Below are 20,176 nucleotides of genomic sequence, written 5' to 3' on the forward strand. Positions count from 1 at the left end.
TCTTTAATCGGACGAGAGCACCTACCGCCGGGGGTACCCGTGGGGGTGGCGCCGATACATGCGGAAGCGGGGCCCCGCCGCCTCGGCGTGCCCCGCTTCGCGTCCTGAAGGCGGTGCCTCAGGTGATGTCGTCGTAGCTGCCCCGCGGGTGCGAGCGGCCGCCGTCGGCCTCGCCGGTGGCCTGCTCGGGCAGGGCGCCGGCGGTGGTGGCGAGCGGTTCCACCTCGCCGAGGGCGGCGGGCGTGAGGTCGAGGTCGGAGGCCTCGTCGTCGCTCAGCTCGGGGCCCTCGGCACGCCGCTTGCGGCGGTCGTTCAGCAGCGAGAAGCCGACCGCGCCCAGGTAGAGGGCCGTCATGGGCACGGCGAGGGCGATCATGGACAGCGGGTCGGTGGGCGTCACCAGGGCGGAGAACACGGCGATCGCCATCACCATGCCGCGCCACCAGCCGAGCATCCGCTCGCCGCTGATCACGCCGCTGACGTTGAGCAGCGCGAGCATCAGCGGAAGCTGGAAGGCCAGTCCGAAGGCGAGCACCAGCTTGATCGACATGCCGATCATGTCGTCGACCGTGATGTAGTTGACCGAGCCCTCGACGCTGAAGCCGATCAGCACCGGAACGGCGAGCGGCAGGATCCAGTAGGCGAGGTAGGCGCCGAGCAGGAACAGCGGAGTGCCGACCGCCACGATCGAGACGGCGTACTTCTTCTCGTTCTTGTGCAGACCCGGGGCGACGAAGGCCCAGAGCTGGTAGAGCCACACCGGGGCCGCGCCCACGAGGGCGGCCATCACGGCCACCTTGACGTAGGTGGTGAACGGCGACGTGATGCCGATCTGGGAGAGCACGGCGCACTTGCCGGCCTGCGCCGCCGGGTCCTGCTCACTGGTGCACCGCGGCACCGGCGCGCTCAGGAACTCGGCGATGTCCTTGGCGAAGAACAGCGCCACGATCATCAGCGGCACGACGGCCACCAAAGCCTTGAGCAGCCGGTTGCGCAGCTCGCGCAGGTGCTCGACCAGGGGCATGCGCCCCTCGGGGTCCCTGGCCTTCTTTTGGGCAGACTTGAGCAACCCAGGTCCTCATCTCGGGGAGCAGCCGGCCACCATGACGACCGCCCGGTGCCTGTGTGATCCGGTGGGCGTCAGCCCTGGGTGGTGTGCTTCGTCTCGTCGACGGGGCGGGACGTGGAGACGTCACCGGGAGCAGCCTGGATGGTCTTGGGCGAGCTCTGTGCGGCGGCGGTCCCGGCGTCCTTCTGGGCGTCGTCCGTCGCGGGGCCGTCGTTCTTCATCGCGGCGGCCTCGCTCTTGAGGATGCGCGCGGACTTGCCCAGCGAGCGTGCCATCTCGGGGAGCTTCTTGGCGCCGAAGAGCAGCACGACGATCCCCAGGATGATGGCCAGTTGCCAGACACCGACCTGACCCATGATTGCCTACCTTCTGACCGAGGTCACATGATTAGCGGACGCTGTGGAGCAGGACTGCGTGAAGGCCCGCACGAGAAGTCATCGTAACCCTGGTGAGTGAACGCATAGCAATGCCTGCGTATCTTCCTTCCGTCCGGCCGGACCCCGCCGGCCGTCCGGCCACGGGTCCCTTCCGGTCAGCGCAGGGTCTCGCCGGAGCGGGCGAGTCCGGTGGCGGCGCGTTCCAGATCCTCGGCGGCGCGGTTGATGCGTTCCGCGGTGCGGGCGACCTCCCGGCCCAGGCGCTGTGCCTCGATGAAGACCTTGATGCCGAGGACCCCGAGGACCGCGATCCCCAGGAAGCCGAGTGCGATGGCGAGCATGGGCCAGAACATGCGCAGAGCCTAGACCGTTCCCGTAGCGGTTCCTGGACGTGACGTCACACGGCGGAGTGCAGGCGCAGGGTCCGCACCCCGCCGTCCGTGAGCAGTTCCACGATCCGTTCACCGGCCGGCTTGCGGACCGCGGAGCCGCACTCCGGGCAGGTGAAGGAGTAGAACGTGGTGCGGCGGCTGCCGCCGATGGCGAGGCGCAGCGCTCCCGCGGACAGCTCGAAGCGCGCCCGGCAGTCGGGGCAGGCCGCCTTGAACAGCACCGGCCCGACACGGGCGGGGACCGGCGACATCGCGGGGACGCGCGGTGTCACGGTCATGATGCGCCGACTCCCTGCGGTTCGGGTTCCTGCCGTTCGTGGCCCTCGTACGCGGCCAGCGCGTCCCGCGCCGCCGTGCGGGCGCTGTCCGCGAGGTCCTGCGGCGACACGATCCGGCCGTCCCTGCCGAGGCGCAGCGCGAGCCGGCGCAGCGAAGCGGGCGAGGGCGTACGCAGCGTGATGCGCAGACCACCGCCGGGCAGTTCCTCGGCCCGGTCGTGCGGGTAGTACTCGGCGACCCAGCGGCCGCCGGGGGCCACCTCGACGACGACCTCCGGGTCGTCGGCGGACGGCTGCACCAGGCCCTCTGACAGGTCGCGCAGTTCGATCTCGGGCGGCGCGGCCGGCTCGTCGAGCAGCCGGATCTCCGCGACCCGGTCGAGCCGGAAGGTGCGGCGCGCCTCGGAGAGGCGGCACCATGCCTCCATGTACGTGTGGCCGACGGCGAACAGCCGGATCGGGTCCACCTCGCGCTCGGTGAGCTCGTCGCGCGCGGGCGAGTAGTAGCGCAGCCAGAGCCGCCGGCGCTCCGAGATCGCCCGGTCGACGTCGGCGAACACCCCGCCCTCCGCCTCGAAGGTCACCGAGAGCCGGGAGCTGGCGCCGGCCGCCTCCCCGGCCGCGCCCTCGACCTTGGCGGTGGCCCGCAGCAGCGCCTCGCGGTCGCCCTCCCGCAGCCCGGGGAGCGTCGCGACGGCACGGGCGGCGACGAGCAGGGCGGTCGCCTCGTCGGCGGCCAGCCGCAGCGGCTCCGCGGTGGACTCGCCGGACGCGTCCGGGTTGCGCCACCAGATCCGCTCGCCGTCGGTGTCGATGTCCAGCAGGTCGCCGCCGCGGAAGCTGGTCCCGCACATGGGCAGCACGTCGAGGTCGGAGATCAGCTCGTCCTCGGTGATGCCGAAGGCGCGGGCGACGTCCGCGAGGTGCGCACCGGGGCGCTCCCGCAGATAGGTCACCAGCGACAGCATCCGCCGGGTCTGGTCGATGGCATTGGCCGCCATGGTCCGCGACTCCCCCTCAGCCCTTGGCCACGGCACGCAGCCGGTCGACCACGTCCGCCCGCAGGTCCGCGGGCTCCAGCACGACGACGTCCGGCCCGAACTCGACGAGCCAGGCGTCCAGACCGTGTCCGTACGGAATCTCCAACTCGTCCCACCCGTCGCCGAGTTCCCGTACCGCGGTGGCCCGGGAACGCAGCGGGTAGCCGCAGCCGGCCCGGAGCCGGATCAGCGCCGAGCGGGTCGCCGTCTCACCGGCCCAGCTCTCGACGGTCTCCCGGACGGTGACGACGTCGGGCACGGGCACGGTGAACGCCCCCGAGCGGGACGAGCGGACCTTGCCGGAGATGCGCGAGAGGCGGAAGACCCGTTCGGCGCCCCGGCTGCGGTCGAAGCCCGCCAGGTACCAGTGGCCGCGCCAGCATTCGAGCGTCCACGGTTCGACATGGCGCTGCTCCGGGCTGGCCGAGTTGGCCTTGCGGTAGTCGAAGAGGACCGGCCGGCGGTCACGGCAGGCGAGCATCAGCGGCTCGAAGGCCGCCTCGTGGACGGGGATGCGCGGTTCGAGGGCGCTGTGGTGCAGCTCGTACGCGTCCTCGGTCTCCGGCATCCCGGCGGCCCGCAGCTTCTGCAGGGCGCCGCTGGCGGCCCCGGCGAGCCGCGCCTGCTGCCACACCTTGGCGGCCAGGCCCAGCGCGGCGGCCTCCTCGGCGTCCAGGGTGATGGGCGGCAGCCGGTTGCTGTCCCGGCGCGCCAGATAGCCGATGTCCCCGTCGAGGGACTCCACCGTCTCGATCACCAGGCCGAGTTCCCGCAGGTCGTCCTTGTCGCGCTCGAACATCCGGTTGAACGAGTCGTCGGTACCCGCTTCCAGGTAGGCCTCGATGGACCCGCGCAGCTCGCGCTTGCTGAGCGGGCGCCTCGTCCCGAGCAGGCACAGCGCCAGATTCATCAGCCGCTCGGCCTTGGCAATCGCCATCGACGCCCTTCACCTCTTTTTATGAAGTCCCTTACGCCTGTCGACCGTACCGCCCCGGGGTGTCCGGACAAAAGCGAGGGCCCGTGCCTGCGGCACGGGCCCTCGCGTCGTCACCGGTCGACCGGGCTCAGACCCCGACCAGGTCGCAGACGAAGATCAGCGTCTCACCGGGGGCGATCGCGCCGCCGCCGGCGCCGCGGTCCCCGTAGGCGAGGTGCGGGGGAATGGTCAGCTGGCGGCGCCCGCCGACCTTCATGCCCTGCACGCCCTGGTCCCAGCCGGAGATGACCTGGCCGGCGCCCAGCTGGAACTGCAGCGGGGTGCCGCGGTTCCAGGAGGCGTCGAACTCCTCACCGGTGGAGAAGGCCACGCCCACATAGTGGACGGAGACGGCGTCGCCCGCCTTCGCCACCGGGCCGTCGCCCTCCCAGATGTCCTTGATCTCCAGTTCGGCCGGCGGTTCGCCGCCCGGGAAGTCGACCTCGGGCTTCTCGATGCTCACGGATGTTGCTCCTTGCGTTCTTGAGCGATCAACCGGGACAGTCTCGCAGAATGTCCCGGCCCGCCTACTGAACGGCCAGGATGTCGACCGTGAAGACCAGGGTGGACTTGGCCGGGATGCCCTGCTGCTCCTGGTCGCCGTAGCCCATGTCCGGCGGGACGACGAGCAGCACGCGGCTGCCGGCCTTCTTGCCCTCGAGGCCCTTCTGCCAGCCCGGGATGACCTGCGCGAGCGGGAAGCTCACCGGCGCGTTGCCCCTGGCGTAGCTGCTGTCGAACTCCTTGCCGTCCTTCCACAGGACGCCCTGGTACTTCACGGACAGCGTGTCCGTGGCCTTGACCGCCGGGCCCTTGCCCTCGATCACGTAGTTCGACACGAGCTTCGCCGGAGCGTCCTTCTTGGGGACGGTGAGCGACGGCTTCTCGCCGTCCGTGTTCGTGCCGACCTTGGGCAGGTCGATGTTGTCCTGGGCGACCTCGCTGCCCTCCGCGGAGACCGGGAGCGTGGTGCCCTTGACGATGTCCATGACGAACACCAGCGTGGAATTGGCCGGGATGCTGCCCTGCTCCTGGGCGCCGTAGCCCAGGTCCGGCGGGATCGACACCTCGAGGCGGCTGCCGACCTTCTGGCCGTCGAGCGCCTTCTGCCACCCCTCGATGACACCGCCGCCGCCGAGCGTCACGGTGAACGGCTCGCCGCGGTCGAAGCTGTTGTCGAACGGCTCCTCGCCGTCCCACACCTGACCCAGGTAGTCGACCTGGGCGACGTCACCCTTCTTGAGGGTCTGTCCCTTGCCCTCGCTGACGACATTGACCTTCAGGTCCTTCGGGGGCTCGCCCTCACCCTTGGCGAGGGTCGGCTTCTCGCCGAACTTCTCACCCTTGGTGATCGCGGGCAAGCCCTTCGTCGTCTGGGTGGAAGCGGAATCGGAGCCCTTGTCGTCGCCGCACGCCGCTGTCGTCAACAGCAGCAGGGGTACGACGAGCAGGCCGGCAAGTCGGCGCACGTGGTCCTCAGATCTCTAACGGCTCGGTGGATGCGGGACACTCTAAGCCGTGCCGAGGGCCCCGCACGAGAAACGTACGGGGCCCGGGTGACGTTCCGACACACGCGTGCGACACGCCCGGAAAGCGGCGGTCGGCGGCGAGATCACCTACCGTCGGCCGGCTCACATGCCGGCGATGAGCTTCTCCACCCTGTCGTCGACCGACCGGAACGGGTCCTTGCACAACACGGTGCGCTGCGCCTGGTCGTTGAGCTTGAGGTGCACCCAGTCGACGGTGAAGTCCCGCCGCTGCTCCTGCGCCCGCCGGATGAAGTCGCCCCGCAGCCGCGCCCTGGTGGTCTGCGGGGGTACCGACTTGCCCTCGAAGATCTTCAGGTCGTTGCAGATCCGGGCGGCCTGGCCCTTCTTCTCCAGCAGGTAGTACAGCCCGCGACGGCGGTGGATGTCGTGGTAGGCGAGGTCTATCTGCGCGACCCTCGGGTGCGACATCGACATGTTGTGCTTGGCCCGGTACCGCTCCAGGAGCTTGTACTTCATGACCCAGTCGATCTCGGTGCCGATCCGGTCGAGGTCCTCCTCCTCGATCGCGTCCAGCGCGCGGCCCCACAGCTCCAGGACCTGCTCGACCGTGCCCGTGCGGATGCCGCGCCGGTCGACGAAGTCGACCGCCTTCTCGTAGTACTCGCGCTGCACCTCGAGCGCCGAGGCCTCCCGGCCGCTGGCGAGGCGCACCTTGCGCTGGCCCGTGATGTCGTGACTGACCTCGCGGATGGCCCGGATCGGGTTCTCCAGGGTGAGGTCGCGCATGACCGTGCCCGCCTCGATCATCCGCAGCACCAGGTCGGTCGCGCCGACCTTCAGCAGCATCGTCGTCTCCGACATGTTGGAGTCGCCGACGATGACATGGAGCCTGCGGTACCGCTCGGCGTCCGCGTGCGGTTCGTCACGGGTGTTGATGATCGGGCGCGAGCGGGTGGTGGCGGAGCTGACGCCCTCCCAGATGTGCTCCGCGCGCTGGCTGACGCAGTAGACCGCGCCGCGGGGCGTCTGCAGCACCTTTCCCGCGCCGCAGATCAGCTGCCGGGTGACCAGGAACGGAATGAGGATGTCGGCCAGCCGCGAGAACTCGCCGTGGCGCGCGACGAGATAGTTCTCGTGGCAGCCGTAGGAGTTTCCCGCCGAGTCGGTGTTGTTCTTGAAGAGATAGACGTCGCCCGCGATTCCCTCCTCGTGCAGGCGGCGTTCGGCGTCGACGAGAAGGCCTTCGAGAATGCGCTCGCCGGCCTTGTCGTGCGTGACCAGCTCGGTCACATTGTCGCATTCGGGTGTTGCGTATTCCGGATGCGAACCCACGTCGAGGTACAGGCGGGCGCCGTTCCGCAGAAAGACATTGCTGCTGCGGCCCCATGACACGACACGGCGGAAGAGGTAGCGCGCCACTTCGTCAGGTGACAGTCGGCGCTGTCCCCTGAACGTGCACGTGACGCCGTACTCGTTCTCCAGCCCGAAAATGCGGCGGTCCATGTCTGAACATTACGCCTCAGGGCCTGAGCTGAAACCGGGTTGAGCGGCACCGTTTCGATCATTTTCCGAAGTGCGGGTGACGGCATGGGGTCCGGACCCGGCGATGTCCTCGCTCCGGCCAGGAACCGCGAGTACCCGCTGAGTGGTCGTCAGAACCAGCAGTGCGGCGATTCCTCCGGCCCCGGCGACCGCGAAACTCCACGCCGTGCCGCCGATCTCGACCGCCGGGCCCGCGACGGCCGTGCCGGCGGCCGCGCCCACGCCGAACGTGGTCACCAGCCAGGAGAACGCCTCGGTGACCGTGCCGCGCGGCGCGTGCCGGTCGACGACGATGAAGGCGCAGGCGATCGCGGGGGCGAGGAACACGCCGGCGAGCGCCGACAGCGCCGTCATCGCCACCACGCCGGGGGTGAGCGCCAGCGGGAGGTAGCCGAGGGCCAGCAGCGCCACGATGATCCGCAGGCGCCGCTCCGGGGCCCCGGCCCACTGGCGCGCCCCGTACGCGGTGCCGCCGATGAGCGCGCCGAGTCCCAGCGCGGCCATCAGCCAGCCGTACACGGACTCGCGCCCGTGGTCGTCGGCGTAGGCCACGCCGGCGACCGTGATGGACCCGAGGGCGAGACCGACGAAGAAGAACGCGCCGAGCAGCGCGAGCAGTCCGGGTGAGCGCAGCGCGCCCAGCCAGTGCGCCTCGCGCGGCGCGGAGCGCCAGGCGCGAGACGGCTCGGACAGGACGACCGACAGGGCCCCCAGGACCCCTATGGCGTTGATCACCAGCAGCGCGGCGGCGGGCGACCAGAGCGAGACGAGCAGCGTCACCATCAGCGGACCGACGGTGAACATGATCTCCTGGGCCACCGCGTCCATGGCGTAGGCCCGGTGCACCCGCTCCTCCTGGCCCAGCACGCTGGGCCACAGGGCGCGCAGCCCTCCCTCGAGCGGCGGGGTGAACAGCCCGGCGACGGTCACGGCGGTGTACGCGACGAGCAGCGATCCGGTGCCGGACGCGGCCAGCAGGAACATGCCGAGCGCCGAGACGACGGCGGCCGGGAGCTGCACCCGGGGCTGCCCGTACAGGTCCACGGCCCGGCCCAGCAGCGGCTGGCCGACGGCCGTGGCCAGGCCGTACACGGCGGCGAGGGCGCCCGCGAGGGTGTAGCTGCCGCCCTCCGCGCGGGTGAAGAGCACGATGGCGATGTGGGCCGTCGCGTTGGGCAGCCGGCCGACGAGGGTGCCGGTGAGCAGCCGTGCGGCGTGCGGCTGCTTGAGGAGGTCTGCGTAACCGGCGGCCATGGCCGTCCCTTCTGCCCCGTCTCCGCGGCGGCGGCCGCGGCGAGGTTTTACGTATAACGTGAGCTCCATACGTACCATGTCGACAGTCCGCGGGTCCACAGCGCCGCCGCCCCGGACACCCGCGACACCACCGACGGGCGGCCGAGGGCGGGGAGCAGATGGCACACCGGGCCCAGCAGGACCGTCCCCCGGCCGCCGCAGCGGACGCGGGCCGTCCCACCAGCCGGGACGTCGCCCGTGCCGCCGGCGTCTCCCAGGCCACCGTCTCCCTCGTCCTCGGCGACAAATGGCGCGGCCGGGTCTCCGAACGGACCGCCGCCGTGGTCCGCGAAGCCGCCGAGGAACTGGGCTACCGGCCCAACCTGGCCGCCCGCAGCCTGCGCCTCGGCCGCACCAGGACCGTGCTCCTCGTCGTCCCGGCCCTCACCAACGACTTCTTCGCCCGCGTCTACACCGGGGCCGCCGCCGTCGCCGCCCGGCACGGCTTCGGCGTCGTCCTGTACCCCTCGCCGGAAGGCGTCGGACCCGCCAGGGACCCCTTCGCCTCCGCGCGCGCCGCCCTCGACGGCGTCATCGCCTCGTCGATGGCCGCCCAGGCGCTCACCGCCATCCGCGGCACCGACCTGCCCCTGGTCATGCTCGACAGCGACCCCGCCGACACCGGCGCCGCCGCCCACGTCAACCTCGACATCGCCGACGGGATGCGCCAGGTCGCCGACCACCTGCTCGCGCTCGGCCACCGGCGGATCGTGCACCTCGCCTCCGCCGTCGCCTCCTGGACCTTCGACGTACGCGCCGCCGCACTGCACACCGCGACCGGCGCCGTCGCCGGCGCCCACGTGGACACGGTCACCGCTCCGCTCGACGTGGACAGCGGGCGACAGGCCGCCGTGCGGGCGCTCACCGCCCCGGGGCCCCGCCCCACGGCCCTCGTCTGCGACGACGACATCCTCGCCGCCGGCGCGTGCAAGGCCGCCCGGAGGCTCGGGCTGCGGGTGCCGGAGGACGTCACGGTCACCGGGTTCGACGACCTCGCCCTCGCCACCGCCGTCGAACCGGAGCTCACCACCGTCCGGCTGCCCGCGGAACAGGTCGGAGAACGCGGCATGACGGCGCTCCTCGACGTCCTCGACGGCCGGCGGCCCGAGGAGGGCAGCCTGCCCGTCGAGCTCGTCGTTCGGGGCTCCTCCGCCCCGCCGGCGGCCTGACGCGCCCCCGGACATGACCGCGCCCCGGACCGCACGGGGGGCGGTCCGGGGCGCGGCCGTCGGTCAGCCGGACTGGTCCGGGCTGTCCGGGGTGCTGGTGCCGGGAGTGCTGGGGCCCGGCCCGGCGGCGCCGGGAGTGCCCGTGCCGGACGTGCCCTCGGTCTCGTCCGTCTCCTCGTCCGACGGCGCGTCGGTCGGCGTGGAAGCCGCGCCGTCGGCCTCCAGCAGCCGGGCCAGCTGCCGGCCCACGATCCGCTTGAACTTCCGCTGCTGGGGCCGCGTACGGTCCAGGACCGCCACCTCCAGGCGCTCCGCCGGGATCTCGCGGTCATTGCCGTTCGACTGACTGGAAAGCGCCTGCACGGCCAGCTTCAGCGCCTCCGCGAGCGACATGCCGTCGCGGTGCCGCTGGTCCAGGAAGCCGCTGATCTGCTCCGCGTTGCCGCCGACCGCGACCGAGCCGTGCTCGTCCACGATCGAACCGTCGTGCGGCAGCCGGTAGATCTGGTCGCCCTCCGGGGAGGCGCCGACCTCGGCGACCACCAGCTCCACTTCGTACGGCTTCTCACCGGCGCTCGAGAAGATGGTGCCGAGAGTCTGCGCGTACACGTTCGCCAGGCCGCGGGCCGTGACGTCGTCACGGTCGTAGGTGTAACCGCGCAGGTCCGCGTAGCGCACGCCGCCGATGCGGAGATTCTCGTACTCGTTGTACTTGCCGGCTGCGGCGAAGCCGATCCGGTCGTAGATCTCGCTGAACTTGTGCAGGGCACGGGACGGGTTCTCGCCGACGAAGACGATGCCGTCGGCGTACTGCAGCACGACCAGGCTGCGGCCGCGGGCGATGCCCTTGCGGGCGTACTCCGCCCGGTCGGCCATGGCCTGCTGGGGTGAGACATAGAACGGCGTCGACACCGGCTATCCGTCCCTTTCTGTCAGAGGCGAGTACATCGGAGCCGTCACCGTCACAGCAGCGCGGCGCGCGGACCGTCGGGCTGGGTGAGGCGGCCCTCGAGGATGGAACGCGCGATCTCGGAGCTCTCCGTGTCGGTGAGCCGGCGGAAACCCTCCTCCGTGATCACGGTGACGATCGGATAGATGCGCCGGGCCACATCCGGCCCGCCCGTCGCCGAGTCGTCGTCCGCCGCGTCGTACAGCGCCTGAATCACCAAAGTGGTGGCCTGCTGCTCGGTCAGGTCCTCGCGGTAGAGCTTCTTCATCGATCCGCGGGCGAAGATCGAACCCGAGCCGGTCGCCGCGAAGCCCTGCTCCTCGGAGCGGCCGCCCGTCACGTCGTACGAGAAGATGCGGCCCCTCTCGCGGTCGATGTCGTAACCGGCGAAGAGCGGGACGACGGCGAGGCCCTGCATGGCCATGCCGAGGTTGCTGCGGATCATCGTGGAGAGGCGGTTCGCCTTGCCCTCCAGGGAGAGCTGGACGCCCTCGACCTTCTCGAAGTGCTCCAGCTCCAACTGGAACAGTTTCACCATCTCCACGGCGAGGCCCGCGGTGCCCGCGATGCCCACCGCCGAGTACTCGTCGGCCGGGAAGACCTTCTCGATGTCGCGCTGCGCGATCATGTTCCCCATCGTCGCCCGCCGGTCACCGGCGAGCACCACACCACCGGGGAAGGTGGTGGCGACGATCGTCGTCCCGTGCGGCGCCTCGATGGCCCCCTGCAGGGGCGGCAGGACACGCTTGCCGGGCAGCAGGTCGGGCGAGTGGTCCCCCAGGAAGTCCATGAATGACGACGAACCAGGCGTCAGGAAGGCAGCCGGTAGACGCCCGGTGCTACGAGGGTTGGCTTCCACGCGTTTCCTTCCGGATTGGCGGCGGCCCGCCGCTTGACGCGCGGGCCGATCTTTCAAGCTGTGCACGGACATTACCCGCGCCGACGGCGGTCATCCGCCCCGGTGCCATCGGCTTTCGCCGCCGGCACCGGGGGGAGACCAGGGCTACTGACCGCCCTTTTGTACGAATGACCGAACGAAGTCCTCGGCATTCTCCTCGAGGACGTCGTCGATCTCGTCGAGAACCGAGTCGACATCGTCCGAGAGCTTCTCCTGGCGCTCCTGGAGGTCTTCCGCGGCCTGCGCCTCCTGCGCCTGCTCCTCGACCTCCTCGGTGGAGCGCGTCGCCTTCTGCTGTCCGCCGCCGGTGTCCTTGGTCGCCATGCACCTCACCCCGCTCGGTTCGACGTATCTGATCAGACCCTACTCGCGGGGTCCGACATCGGCCCCGCACTTCCTCCAACGTCCGGGGCCCACCTTCATGATTCCCGGTCGGAGGCCATTTCAGCCCCCGGCGAGCACCCGGAGCAGGTCTTCCGCGGTACGGCAGCGGTCCAGCAGTTCCTTGACGTGGTTGCGGGTGCCGCGCAGGGGCTCCAGGGTGGGGACCCGTTGCAGCGAGTCACGGCCCGGCAGGTCGAAGATGACCGAGTCCCAGGAGGCCGCGGCCACGTCGTCCGCGTACTGGTCGAGGCAGCGGCCGCGGAAGTAGGCCCTGGTGTCCTCAGGAGGCTTCGTCCGCGCCCGCTCGACCGCGCCCTCGTCCAAGAGGCGCTTCATCCTGCCGCGGGCCGCCAGGCGGTTGTAGAGGCCCTTGTCGGGGCGTACGTCCGCGTACTGGAGGTCGACCAGGTGCAGCCTGGCGGCGTCCCACTCCAGCTGGTCGCGCCGGCGGTAGCCCTCCATGAGCTCACGCTTGGCGACCCAGTCCAGCTCGCCGGCCAGACTCATCGGGTCGGTCTCCAGCCTGCCGAGGGTGTCCTCCCAGCGGGCCAGGACGTCCTTGGTCTGGTCGTCCGCGTCGGCGCCGAAACGGTTCTCGACGTACTTGCGGGCGAGCTCGAAGTACTCCATCTGGAGTTGCACGGCGGTGAGTGTGCGGCCGCTGCGGAGCGTGATCAGCTGCTTGAGGCCCGGGTCGTGCGAGACCTGGTGCAGCGTGCGCACCGGCTGCTCGACGGCGAGGTCGACCGCGATGAAGCCGTCCTCGATCATCGAGAGCACCAGGGCCGTGGTGCCCAGTTTGAGGTACGTCGAGATCTCGGAGAGGTTCGCGTCGCCGATGATCACGTGGAGGCGGCGGTACTTCTCTGCGTCGGAGTGGGGCTCGTCGCGGGTGTTGATGATGGGGCGCTTGAGCGTGGTCTCGAGGCCGACCTCGACCTCGAAATAGTCCGCGCGCTGGCTGAGCTGGAACCCGTGCTCGTGGCCGTCCTGGCCGATGCCGACCCGGCCCGCGCCGGTGACGACCTGCCGGGAGACGAAGAACGGCGTGAGGTGGCGCACGATGTCCGAGAAGGGGGTCTCCCGCTTCATCAGGTAGTTCTCGTGCGTGCCGTAGGAGGCGCCCTTGTTGTCGGTGTTGTTCTTGTAGAGGTGGATCGGCTGGGCGCCGGGAAGCTGCGCGGCCCGCTCGGCCGCCTCCGCCATGATCCGCTCCCCCGCCTTGTCCCAGAGGACTGCGTCGAGCGGGTTCGTCACCTCGGGCGAGCTGTACTCGGGGTGGGCGTGGTCGACGTAGAGCCTGGCGCCGTTGGTGAGGATGACATTGGCCAGGCCGATGTCCTCGTCGGTGAGCTGGCTGGAGTCTGCGGCCTCGCGGGCGAGGTCGAAGCCGCGGGCGTCCCGCAGCGGATTCTCCTCCTCGAAGTCCCAGCGGGCGCGGCGCGCCCGGTGCATCGCCGCCGCGTAGGCGTTGACGATCTGGGACGAGGTGAGCATGGCATTGGCGTTCGGGTGGCCGGGGACGGAGATCCCGTACTCCGTCTCGATGCCCATTACTCGCCGTACGGTCATGCGGCCCTCCTTGCCCGGCGGCGTTCCCCTCCGGGAACGACGCTCAAGTACCGCGGGTGCTCCGGTGCGTGCGCGGTGCCCGTCCCCGCACTGCGCGACCCGGCGGTACGAAAGAGCCTAGAACGCCGCTGCGTGGCTGGGGAGATCAATTCCGTCATTGGTGCGGTGTGGCCGGACCCTGTCCGGAAAGCAGCCGGCTGCGGATGCGCCGCCCCCTGCCTCAGGCGGGGGGCCGGCGGCATCCGCAGCCGGTGTGCCCTTACAGGTACTGACCGGTGTTCGCCACCGTGTCGATGGACCGGCCGGTGTCCGCGCCCTGCTTTCCGGTGACGAGGGTGCGGATGAAGACGATCCGCTCGCCCTTCTTGCCGGAGATGCGGGCCCAGTCGTCGGGGTTGGTGGTGTTGGGCAGGTCCTCGTTCTCCTTGAACTCGTCCACGCATGCCTGGAGGAGGTGGGAGACCCGAAGGCCCTTCTGGTTGTGGTCGAGGAAGGCCTTGATGGCCATCTTCTTGGCCCGGTCGACGATGTTCTGGATCATCGCGCCGGAGTTGAAGTCCTTGAAGTAGAGGACTTCCTTGTCGCCGTTGGCGTACGTGACCTCGAGGAAGCGGTTCTCCTCGGATTCCGCGTACATCTGCTCCACGACCGACTGGATCATGGCGTGGGCCGCGGCCTCCCTCGATCCGCTGTGCTCGCCGAGGTCGTCCGCGTGCAGCGGGAGGGAGGGGGTCAGGTACTTGGCGAAGATGTCCTTGGCGGCCTCCGCGTCCGGACGCTCGATCTTGATCTTGACGTCGAGCCGGCCGGGCCGCAGGATCGCGGGATCGATCATGTCCTCGCGGTTGGAGGCGCCGATGACGATCACGTTCTCCAGGCCCTCGACACCGTCGATCTCGGCGAGGAGCTGCGGGACGATGGTGTTCTCCACGTCCGAGCTGACGCCGGATCCGCGGGTGCGGAAGAGGGACTCCATCTCGTCGAAGAAGACGATGACGGGGGTGCCCTCGCTGGCCTTCTCGCGGGCACGCTGGAAGACCAGGCGGATGTGCCGCTCGGTCTCACCGACGTACTTGTTGAGGAGCTCGGGGCCCTTGATGTTGAGGAAGTAGCTCTTCCCCGCGGGCCGGCCGGTCACCTCGGCGACCTTCTTGGCAAGGGAGTTGGCGACGGCCTTCGCGATCAGCGTCTTGCCGCAGCCGGGCGGGCCGTAGAGCAGGATGCCCTTCGGCGGCCGCAGTTCGTGCTCCTTGAACAGGTCCGGGTGCAGATACGGGAGCTCGACCGCGTCGCGGATCATCTCGATCTGGCCGCCGAGACCGCCGATCTTGGTGTAGTCGACGTCGGGGACCTCCTCGAGGACCAGCTCCTCGACCTCGCTCTTGGGGATCACCTCGTACACGTAACCCGAGCGGGGTTCGAGCAGCAGGGCGTCTCCGGGGCGGATGCTCATGTCCAGCAGCGGCTCGGCGAGCCGGACCACCCGCTCCTCGTCGGTGTGGCCGATCACCAGGGCGCGCTCGCCGTCCTCGAGGATCTCCTTGAGGGTGACGATGTCCCCGGCGCGCTCGAACTCCATGGCCTCGACCACATTGAGCGCTTCGTTGAGCATGACCTCCTGGCCGCGCCGGAGCTCTTCGAGCTCGACGCTGGGGCTGACATTCACCCGGAGCTTGCGGCCCCCGGTGAAGATGTCGCAGGTGCCGTCCTCATTGGCCTGCAGGAAGACACCGAAGCCGGCCGGCGGCTGAGCGAGCCGGTCGACCTCCTCCTTGAGGGCCACGATCTGGTCGCGGGCCTCACGGAGCGTGTTGGCGAGCCGCTCGTTCTGAGCGGACACGCCGGCCAGGTTTGTCTGCAACTCGACGATCCGCTCTTCGAGAATCCTCGTGTGTCGCGGAGAGTCGGCGAGCTTGCGGCGCAGGACGGCGATTTCCTGCTCGAGATAGGCGACCTGGCCGGCTGGGTCTTCAGACCCCCGCCCCGGCCGGATGCCGCGGTTGATGTCGTCGTCGTGGGCTGCCACGGTCCTCACCTCCTCCAAGGGGAGCTGGACGCTTCCTGACCCTACCTGTGTGGGTGATGATTGAAACCCCTAGATCACAAAGACGTAAGGGGTGTGTCCGATCTTCACCCTTGCGCTCTTCACCTCTGCGAGGGGAATACCCACGGGATACCCACCCAGCAACATCGGGAAGCGGGCGGTTGTATCGTCGAAGCGTTCAACACCCGTCAGGGGTGGCACGACTTGCATCACAGAGCTACACCCGACGAAGGAAACGGCAGGAGATATGACCGTGCAGCACGAGGTTCCCACCGAAGGCGCCGCGGAGGCGCTCGAGGTCTGGATCGACCAGGACCTGTGCACGGGGGACGGGATCTGCGCGCAGTACGCGCCCGAGGTCTTCGAGCTCGACATCGACGGACTGGCGTACGTGAAGTCCGGCGAGGACGAGCTGCTCCAGAACCCGGGCGCCACAACGCCGGTGCCGCTGCCGCTGCTGACCGATGTCGTGGACTCGGCGAAGGAGTGCCCCGGCGACTGCATCCACGTGCGACGGGTTTCGGACAAGGTGGAGGTCTACGGCCCCGACGCTCAGTGACGGGTCACACACTCCGCGCCTCTGGCCGGGCGTCCTGGACGAACTTGCCGCCCTGCCACCGCCACTTGACCTGTTCCCGTACGTCGGGGCAGCAGCCGGGCACGGCCGCCGACGAGTAACCGAGCAGGGTGGCCGTGATCGTGGCGTCACGTATCGCGAGCGCGCCGACGCTCTGCTTCCGGGCGGGCTCGACGAGGGTGGCGACCACCCTGGGGCCCGCGTCCCGCGCGTTCGCGAGCACGTAGACGCCGCTGGGGGGCGTGCCGGAGCCGGCGTCGCACCGCGCGGCCACCACGGTCTCCGGCGTACCGTCGCCGTCGAGGTCGCCCGTCGCCTTCTTGACGACCACGTTGCCGAGGCCGCCGCATTCGAGGGGCAGCCGGACGGCCGCCGGGTCGGGTCCGGGGACGGGGGCAGCCGCCGTGGCGGTCTCCGGGCCGCCGCCGGGCTGGGAGGCCGTGGCGGGGTCGGGCTGCACCAGTCCGGCGGCCGCGACGACCGCGGCCATCGCCGCCGCGGTGGCCAGCCAGTGCACCGGGCGGGCGTGGGTGTGCGCGAGGTCCGGGACGGCTGCCGAGTTCTGCACGCGAGGGGTCTCCTGGGAGGGCTGTGCCGGCGGGGGTGGCCAGCATCGTGCCATACGTCACACGGGACCGGAACAGCGGGGTCCGTAAGGCCCGGGTAAAGGCACAAGGGGCGCTCCCGGCCCAACACGAGGAAGCCGCCGCCCAGTTCCGTGCGGAGCACGGGAACTGGGCGGCGGCCTCGGTGCGTTGATTCCGGTGCGGCCCCAGGCCCTCTCGGGCGCGGCCTCGGTCAGCCCTTGTTGGGGCCCTCGTAGTCGTCGCCGTAGGCGCCCTTGGCGGGCCGGCGGCGGCGCATCGGGGGCTCGACGCCGTCGGCGAGGCGGCGGGCGGTCACCAGGAAGCCGGTGTGGCCGATCATCCGGTGGTCGGGGCGCACGGCCAGGCCCTCGACGTGCCAGTTGCGGATCATCGACTCCCACGGCTGCGGTTCGGCGAAGCAGCCGATCTCGCGGATGGACTCGACGGTGCGCGCCAGCTGGGTGGTGGTGGCCACGTAGCAGCAGAGGATGCCGCCGGGGACGAGAGCCTTGGAGACGGCCTCGAGGCACTCCCAGGGGGCGAGCATGTCCAGGATGACCCGGTCGACGTCGGCGTCGGCCAGGTTGTCCTGGAGGTCGCCGACGGTGAGCTGCCAGGCGGGGTGGGGGCCGCCGAAGTAGCGCTCGACGTTCGCCTGGGCGATCTCGGCGAAGTCGGCGCGACGCTCGTAGGAGTGCAGCATGCCGTGGTCGCCGATGGCGCGCAGGAGGAAGCTGCTGAGCGAGCCGGAGCCGACCCCGGCCTCCACGACGCGGGCGCCGGGGAAGATGTCGGCGAAGGCCAGGATCTGCCCCGCGTCCTTGGGGTAGACCACGGCGGCGCCGCGGGGCATGGACAGGACGTAGTCGGGGAGCAGGGGGCGCAGCGCGAGGTAGGCGACGTTTCCCGTGGTACGGACAACACTGCCCTCGGGAGCGCCGATCAGCTCGTCGTGGGGGAAAGAACCCTTGTGGGTGTGGAAGTTCTTTCCGGCCTCGAGCGTGAACGTGTAGTGGCGTCCCTTGGGGTCGGTGAGCTGGACCTGGTCCCCGACCTTGAAGGGCCCGCGTCGGCGGGCGGCACCGGTCGGTTCGGACATGTGACCAGTGTATGGGCTTCAGGAACCGGGACGTGCCATGGCTGCGACGAAGGCCCGTTCGACGTCAGCGGCGGACAGGACGCCGTAGATCTCGCCGGTCTCCTCGACGACGAGGTACTCGCTGGCGGGTGCGGTCCGCAGGGTGTCGAGCAGCGCTTCGCCGGCGAGTTCGGCGGGGACCTTCATGCCCTCGGTGAGGTCCTGGGAGAGGCCGCCGACCGCGACCCAGGGGCGGCGGTGCTCGGGGACGCCGACGATGGCGGCCTCGCGGACGAGTCCGGTCGGGTCGCCCTGGCCGTCCACGACGACGAGGGCACGGGCGCCGGCCTCGTTGGCCCGGCGCAGGGCCTCGGACAGGGGGGTGTCGGACTCGACGGGCACGGCGCGGCGGGTCAGGGCGCGGGCGGCGAGCTCGGGCAGGTGTTCGCGCAGACGGGCCATCCGCAGGCTGTTGCCGGCTCCGGTCCAGATGATGGCGGCGAGGATGGCGGCGAGCAGGGCGTCGGTGACGGTCTCCATGCCGCCGATGTCCTCGGTGGCGTTCCCGAGGGCGCCGGTGTGGGTGAGCAGCGGCAGTCCGATGAGGACGGCGACGGCCAGGGCGCGGCCGACCCAGGCGGCGGCGACGGTGCCGGCCATGGGCCTGCCGGTGATCTTCCAGATGACGGCCCGCAGCATCCGGCCGCCGTCGAGCGGAAGGCCGGGCAGCAGGTTGAAGGCGGCCACGATCAGGTTGGAGATCATCAGACCGGCGAGGAGCACGCCGGGCACGGTGTCCGGCTCCACCGCGTACAGACCGAGGTAGAAGACGCCGCCGAGGGCGAGGGAGAGCAGCGGCCCGACGAACGCGAGCCAGAATTCACGGCCCGGGGTCTCCGTCTCCTTCTCGATCTCCGAGACGCCGCCGAAGAACTGGAGCTGGATGCGGCGCACCGGGAGTTTGAAGCGGAGGGCCGCGACGGTGTGGGCCAGTTCATGGACGAGCACGGAGGCGTAGAAGGCGACGGCGAAGAACAGGGACACCAGGTAGCGTGCGTTGCCCAGCTCGGGCAGCACGCGCTCGAGCTGTCCGCCGAAGACCCAGGTGATCAGTGCGGCGACGACGAACCAGCTGGGGGCGACGTAGACGGGTACGCCGAAGGGGCGGCCCATGAGGATGCCGCCGCCGGGCCCGGCGGGGCGCCGGGACGCGCCGGTGCCGGACGGCTTGTCCGGTCCGGCACCCGTCCGCTCGCGCTCGCCGCTCGTGTCGTCCTCTTTCACGGGTTCCCTTCGTTGCGGACGGCTCTGTCGTGCGTCGTCCGCTCGAAATGATGCAGTGCTCGGGTTCTGCCGTCGATGGTATGCCGCTCGCTGTCAGTGGCGGGCCGTAGGGTCTGGGTCATGAGTACGAGCCAGCAGCCCGCGGAGCCGGTCGCGTCCGGTGGAGCTTCCGTGCCGGTCCCCTCCGGCGAACCGCCGGTGGCGGTGACCACCGCGCCCGTCGCGGAGGACGTCGCCGCGCCCGTCGCGGAGGACTGCGCCTCGGTGCCGCACGCGCGGGCGGAGACCACCGCCGCGGAGGAGTCCCCCCGCGTCGCGCGGCCCGCGTCGCTCTCGCCGTCCCGCGCGAGCGATTTCATGCAGTGCCCGCTGCTCTACCGGTTCCGGGTGATCGACAGGCTGCCCGAGAAGCCGAGCGAGGCGGCGACGCGCGGGACGCTGGTGCACGCGGTGCTGGAGCGGCTCTTCGACGATCCGGCGGCCGAGCGGACGGCGCCGCGCGCGAAGGCGATGATTCCCGGCCAGTGGGACCGGTTGCTCGAGTCGCGGCCCGAGCTGGGCGAGCTCTTCGCCGAGGACGCGGGCGGCGAGCAGGTGTCGCGCTGGCTCGGCGAGGCGGAGCGGCTGGTGGAGCGGTGGTTCACGCTGGAGGACCCGACACGGCTGGAGCCGGCCGAGCGGGAGATGTTCGTGGAGACGGAGCTGGATTCCGGGCTGCGGCTGCGCGGTGTGATCGACCGGGTGGACATCGCGCCGACGGGCGAGGTGCGGATCGTCGACTACAAGACGGGCAAGGCCCCGCGTCCGGAGTACAGCGAGGGCGCGCTGTTCCAGATGAAGTTCTACGCGCTGGTGATCTGGCGTCTGAAGCAGGTGATGCCGCGCCGGCTGCAGCTGGTGTATCTGGGCAGCGGCGATGTGCTGACGTACGACCCGGTGCCCGCCGATCTGGAGCGCATGGAGCGCAAGTTGCTGGCCCTGTGGGAGGCGATCCGGCAGGCGACGGAGACGGGTGACTGGCGGCCGCGGCCGACGAAGCTGTGCGGCTGGTGCGATCACCGGTCGGTGTGTCCGGAATTCGGCGGCACTCCCCCGGTTTATCCGCTGAGTGTTTCCCCGCCCGCGTCGGCCGAGGATGGTCAGGGCAGAATGGGCCCGGTCTAAAGAAGGAGTACCT

21 protein-coding genes are annotated in these 20,176 nt (G+C 70.5%); 3 read left to right on the plus strand and 18 right to left on the minus strand.

Features of this window, described 5'->3' with window-relative positions:
* Positions 1 to 118: 118 nt before the first annotated feature.
* The 10 genes from tatC to ACFYOP_RS26695 all read right to left on the minus strand — a co-directional run bounded on the left by tatC (position 119) and on the right by ACFYOP_RS26695 (position 8,418).
* The gene (tatC, locus tag ACFYOP_RS26650; RefSeq protein WP_356895112.1) at positions 119 to 1,069 is read right to left on the minus strand and encodes a twin-arginine translocase subunit TatC; all 951 of its coding nucleotides are present in this window, start codon (positions 1,067 to 1,069) and stop codon (positions 119 to 121) included.
* A gap of 71 nt (positions 1,070 to 1,140) precedes the next feature.
* A complete protein-coding gene (gene tatA / locus ACFYOP_RS26655) occupies positions 1,141 to 1,425 on the minus strand; it encodes a Sec-independent protein translocase subunit TatA (protein WP_356895114.1) in 285 nt (94 codons plus the stop codon).
* 176 nt (positions 1,426 to 1,601) lie between these two features.
* Positions 1,602 to 1,799, minus strand: coding sequence for a hypothetical protein (locus tag ACFYOP_RS26660; protein ID WP_356895116.1), 198 nt, complete (start codon positions 1,797 to 1,799; stop codon positions 1,602 to 1,604).
* 44 nt (positions 1,800 to 1,843) lie between these two features.
* On the minus strand, positions 1,844 to 2,116 hold the full coding sequence (locus ACFYOP_RS26665; protein ID WP_356895118.1) for a hypothetical protein: 273 nt from the start codon (positions 2,114 to 2,116) through the stop codon (positions 1,844 to 1,846).
* Entirely contained in the window at positions 2,113 to 3,117 is a 1,005-nt protein-coding gene (locus tag ACFYOP_RS26670) for a WYL domain-containing protein (RefSeq protein ID WP_356895120.1), read from the minus strand. The genes ACFYOP_RS26665 and ACFYOP_RS26670 overlap by 4 nt, the downstream gene beginning before the upstream one ends.
* A 16-nt stretch (positions 3,118 to 3,133) precedes the next feature.
* Positions 3,134 to 4,093, minus strand: a complete 960-nt coding sequence (locus ACFYOP_RS26675) for a WYL domain-containing protein (RefSeq protein WP_356895122.1) — start codon at positions 4,091 to 4,093, stop codon at positions 3,134 to 3,136.
* 127 nt (positions 4,094 to 4,220) lie between these two features.
* The gene (locus ACFYOP_RS26680; RefSeq protein ID WP_356895124.1) at positions 4,221 to 4,595 is read right to left on the minus strand and encodes an FKBP-type peptidyl-prolyl cis-trans isomerase; all 375 of its coding nucleotides are present in this window, start codon (positions 4,593 to 4,595) and stop codon (positions 4,221 to 4,223) included.
* A gap of 64 nt (positions 4,596 to 4,659) precedes the next feature.
* Positions 4,660 to 5,601, minus strand: a complete 942-nt coding sequence (locus ACFYOP_RS26685; protein WP_356895126.1) for an FKBP-type peptidyl-prolyl cis-trans isomerase — start codon at positions 5,599 to 5,601, stop codon at positions 4,660 to 4,662.
* A gap of 162 nt (positions 5,602 to 5,763) precedes the next feature.
* Positions 5,764 to 7,125, minus strand: coding sequence for a Pup--protein ligase (pafA, locus tag ACFYOP_RS26690; protein ID WP_356895128.1), 1,362 nt, complete (start codon positions 7,123 to 7,125; stop codon positions 5,764 to 5,766).
* Between the two features lie 9 nt (positions 7,126 to 7,134).
* Positions 7,135 to 8,418 (minus strand): MFS transporter, encoded by a 1,284-nt coding sequence (locus ACFYOP_RS26695; RefSeq protein ID WP_356895130.1) that lies wholly within the window; start codon positions 8,416 to 8,418, stop codon positions 7,135 to 7,137.
* Between the two features lie 158 nt (positions 8,419 to 8,576).
* Between ACFYOP_RS26695 and ACFYOP_RS26700 the strand changes: the two genes are divergently transcribed.
* On the plus strand, positions 8,577 to 9,626 hold the full coding sequence (locus tag ACFYOP_RS26700) for a LacI family DNA-binding transcriptional regulator (RefSeq protein ID WP_356895132.1): 1,050 nt from the start codon (positions 8,577 to 8,579) through the stop codon (positions 9,624 to 9,626).
* 63 nt (positions 9,627 to 9,689) lie between these two features.
* Here ACFYOP_RS26700 and prcA read toward each other — a convergent pair whose 3' ends face one another.
* From prcA to arc, 5 genes are all read right to left on the minus strand, one after another.
* Positions 9,690 to 10,538 carry a proteasome subunit alpha gene (gene prcA / locus ACFYOP_RS26705; protein WP_356895134.1) on the minus strand — a complete coding sequence of 283 codons (849 nt, stop codon included), beginning with the start codon at positions 10,536 to 10,538 and terminating at the stop codon, positions 9,690 to 9,692.
* A gap of 50 nt (positions 10,539 to 10,588) precedes the next feature.
* Positions 10,589 to 11,434: a proteasome subunit beta gene (prcB, locus tag ACFYOP_RS26710; RefSeq protein WP_356895136.1), complete on the minus strand. Its 846-nt coding sequence runs from the start codon at positions 11,432 to 11,434 to the stop codon at positions 10,589 to 10,591.
* 144 nt (positions 11,435 to 11,578) lie between these two features.
* Positions 11,579 to 11,797: a ubiquitin-like protein Pup gene (locus tag ACFYOP_RS26715; protein WP_356895138.1), complete on the minus strand. Its 219-nt coding sequence runs from the start codon at positions 11,795 to 11,797 to the stop codon at positions 11,579 to 11,581.
* Positions 11,798 to 11,917: 120 nt separating this feature from the next.
* Entirely contained in the window at positions 11,918 to 13,429 is a 1,512-nt protein-coding gene (gene dop / locus ACFYOP_RS26720) for a depupylase/deamidase Dop (RefSeq protein WP_356895140.1), read from the minus strand.
* Positions 13,430 to 13,688: 259 nt separating this feature from the next.
* Complete coding sequence (gene arc, locus ACFYOP_RS26725; protein ID WP_356895142.1) at positions 13,689 to 15,455, minus strand: proteasome ATPase; 1,767 nt, start codon at positions 15,453 to 15,455, stop codon at positions 13,689 to 13,691.
* Positions 15,456 to 15,720: 265 nt separating this feature from the next.
* Here arc and ACFYOP_RS26730 point away from each other — a divergent pair, with 265 nt between their 5' ends.
* Positions 15,721 to 16,032 carry a ferredoxin gene (locus ACFYOP_RS26730; protein WP_356895144.1) on the plus strand — a complete coding sequence of 104 codons (312 nt, stop codon included), beginning with the start codon at positions 15,721 to 15,723 and terminating at the stop codon, positions 16,030 to 16,032.
* Positions 16,033 to 16,036: 4 nt separating this feature from the next.
* Here the strand turns inward: ACFYOP_RS26730 and ACFYOP_RS26735 are convergent, their stop codons facing one another.
* The 3 genes from ACFYOP_RS26735 to ACFYOP_RS26745 all read right to left on the minus strand — a co-directional run bounded on the left by ACFYOP_RS26735 (position 16,037) and on the right by ACFYOP_RS26745 (position 18,999).
* Positions 16,037 to 16,618: a hypothetical protein gene (locus ACFYOP_RS26735; RefSeq protein ID WP_356895146.1), complete on the minus strand. Its 582-nt coding sequence runs from the start codon at positions 16,616 to 16,618 to the stop codon at positions 16,037 to 16,039.
* A 230-nt stretch (positions 16,619 to 16,848) separates the two neighbouring features.
* Complete coding sequence (locus ACFYOP_RS26740) at positions 16,849 to 17,736, minus strand: tRNA (adenine-N1)-methyltransferase (RefSeq protein ID WP_356895148.1); 888 nt, start codon at positions 17,734 to 17,736, stop codon at positions 16,849 to 16,851.
* Positions 17,737 to 17,754: 18 nt separating this feature from the next.
* Entirely contained in the window at positions 17,755 to 18,999 is a 1,245-nt protein-coding gene (locus tag ACFYOP_RS26745; RefSeq protein ID WP_356895150.1) for a site-2 protease family protein, read from the minus strand.
* Positions 19,000 to 19,119: 120 nt separating this feature from the next.
* On the opposite strand from ACFYOP_RS26745, the gene ACFYOP_RS26750 reads away from it, so the two are divergent.
* Positions 19,120 to 20,163: a PD-(D/E)XK nuclease family protein gene (locus ACFYOP_RS26750; protein WP_356895152.1), complete on the plus strand. Its 1,044-nt coding sequence runs from the start codon at positions 19,120 to 19,122 to the stop codon at positions 20,161 to 20,163.
* Positions 20,164 to 20,176: the final 13 nt, after the last annotated feature.

The organism is Streptomyces sp. NPDC006294 (assembly GCF_042870895.1).
In the GTDB taxonomy this organism is placed as follows: Bacteria; Actinomycetota; Actinomycetes; order Streptomycetales; family Streptomycetaceae; genus Streptomyces.

Bases quoted from the DNA above. Each gene is read 5' to 3' on its own strand.
- tatA (WP_356895114.1), bottom strand. From the start codon at position 1,425: ATGGGTCAGGTCGGTGTCTGGCAACTGGCCATCATCCTGGGGATCGTC.
- ACFYOP_RS26660 (WP_356895116.1), bottom strand. From the start codon at position 1,799: ATGTTCTGGCCCATGCTCGCCATCGCACTCGGCTTCCTGGGGATCGCG.
- ACFYOP_RS26665 (WP_356895118.1), bottom strand. From the start codon at position 2,116: ATGACCGTGACACCGCGCGTCCCCGCGATGTCGCCGGTCCCCGCCCGT.
- ACFYOP_RS26670 (WP_356895120.1), bottom strand. From the start codon at position 3,117: ATGGCGGCCAATGCCATCGACCAGACCCGGCGGATGCTGTCGCTGGTG.
- ACFYOP_RS26675 (WP_356895122.1), bottom strand. From the start codon at position 4,093: ATGGCGATTGCCAAGGCCGAGCGGCTGATGAATCTGGCGCTGTGCCTG.
- pafA (WP_356895128.1), bottom strand. From the start codon at position 7,125: ATGGACCGCCGCATTTTCGGGCTGGAGAACGAGTACGGCGTCACGTGC.
- ACFYOP_RS26695 (WP_356895130.1), bottom strand. From the start codon at position 8,418: ATGGCCGCCGGTTACGCAGACCTCCTCAAGCAGCCGCACGCCGCACGG.
- ACFYOP_RS26700 (WP_356895132.1), top strand. From the start codon at position 8,577: ATGGCACACCGGGCCCAGCAGGACCGTCCCCCGGCCGCCGCAGCGGAC.
- ACFYOP_RS26715 (WP_356895138.1), bottom strand. From the start codon at position 11,797: ATGGCGACCAAGGACACCGGCGGCGGACAGCAGAAGGCGACGCGCTCC.
- dop (WP_356895140.1), bottom strand. From the start codon at position 13,429: ATGACCGTACGGCGAGTAATGGGCATCGAGACGGAGTACGGGATCTCC.
- ACFYOP_RS26730 (WP_356895144.1), top strand. From the start codon at position 15,721: ATGACCGTGCAGCACGAGGTTCCCACCGAAGGCGCCGCGGAGGCGCTC.
- ACFYOP_RS26740 (WP_356895148.1), bottom strand. From the start codon at position 17,736: ATGTCCGAACCGACCGGTGCCGCCCGCCGACGCGGGCCCTTCAAGGTC.
- ACFYOP_RS26750 (WP_356895152.1), top strand. From the start codon at position 19,120: ATGAGTACGAGCCAGCAGCCCGCGGAGCCGGTCGCGTCCGGTGGAGCT.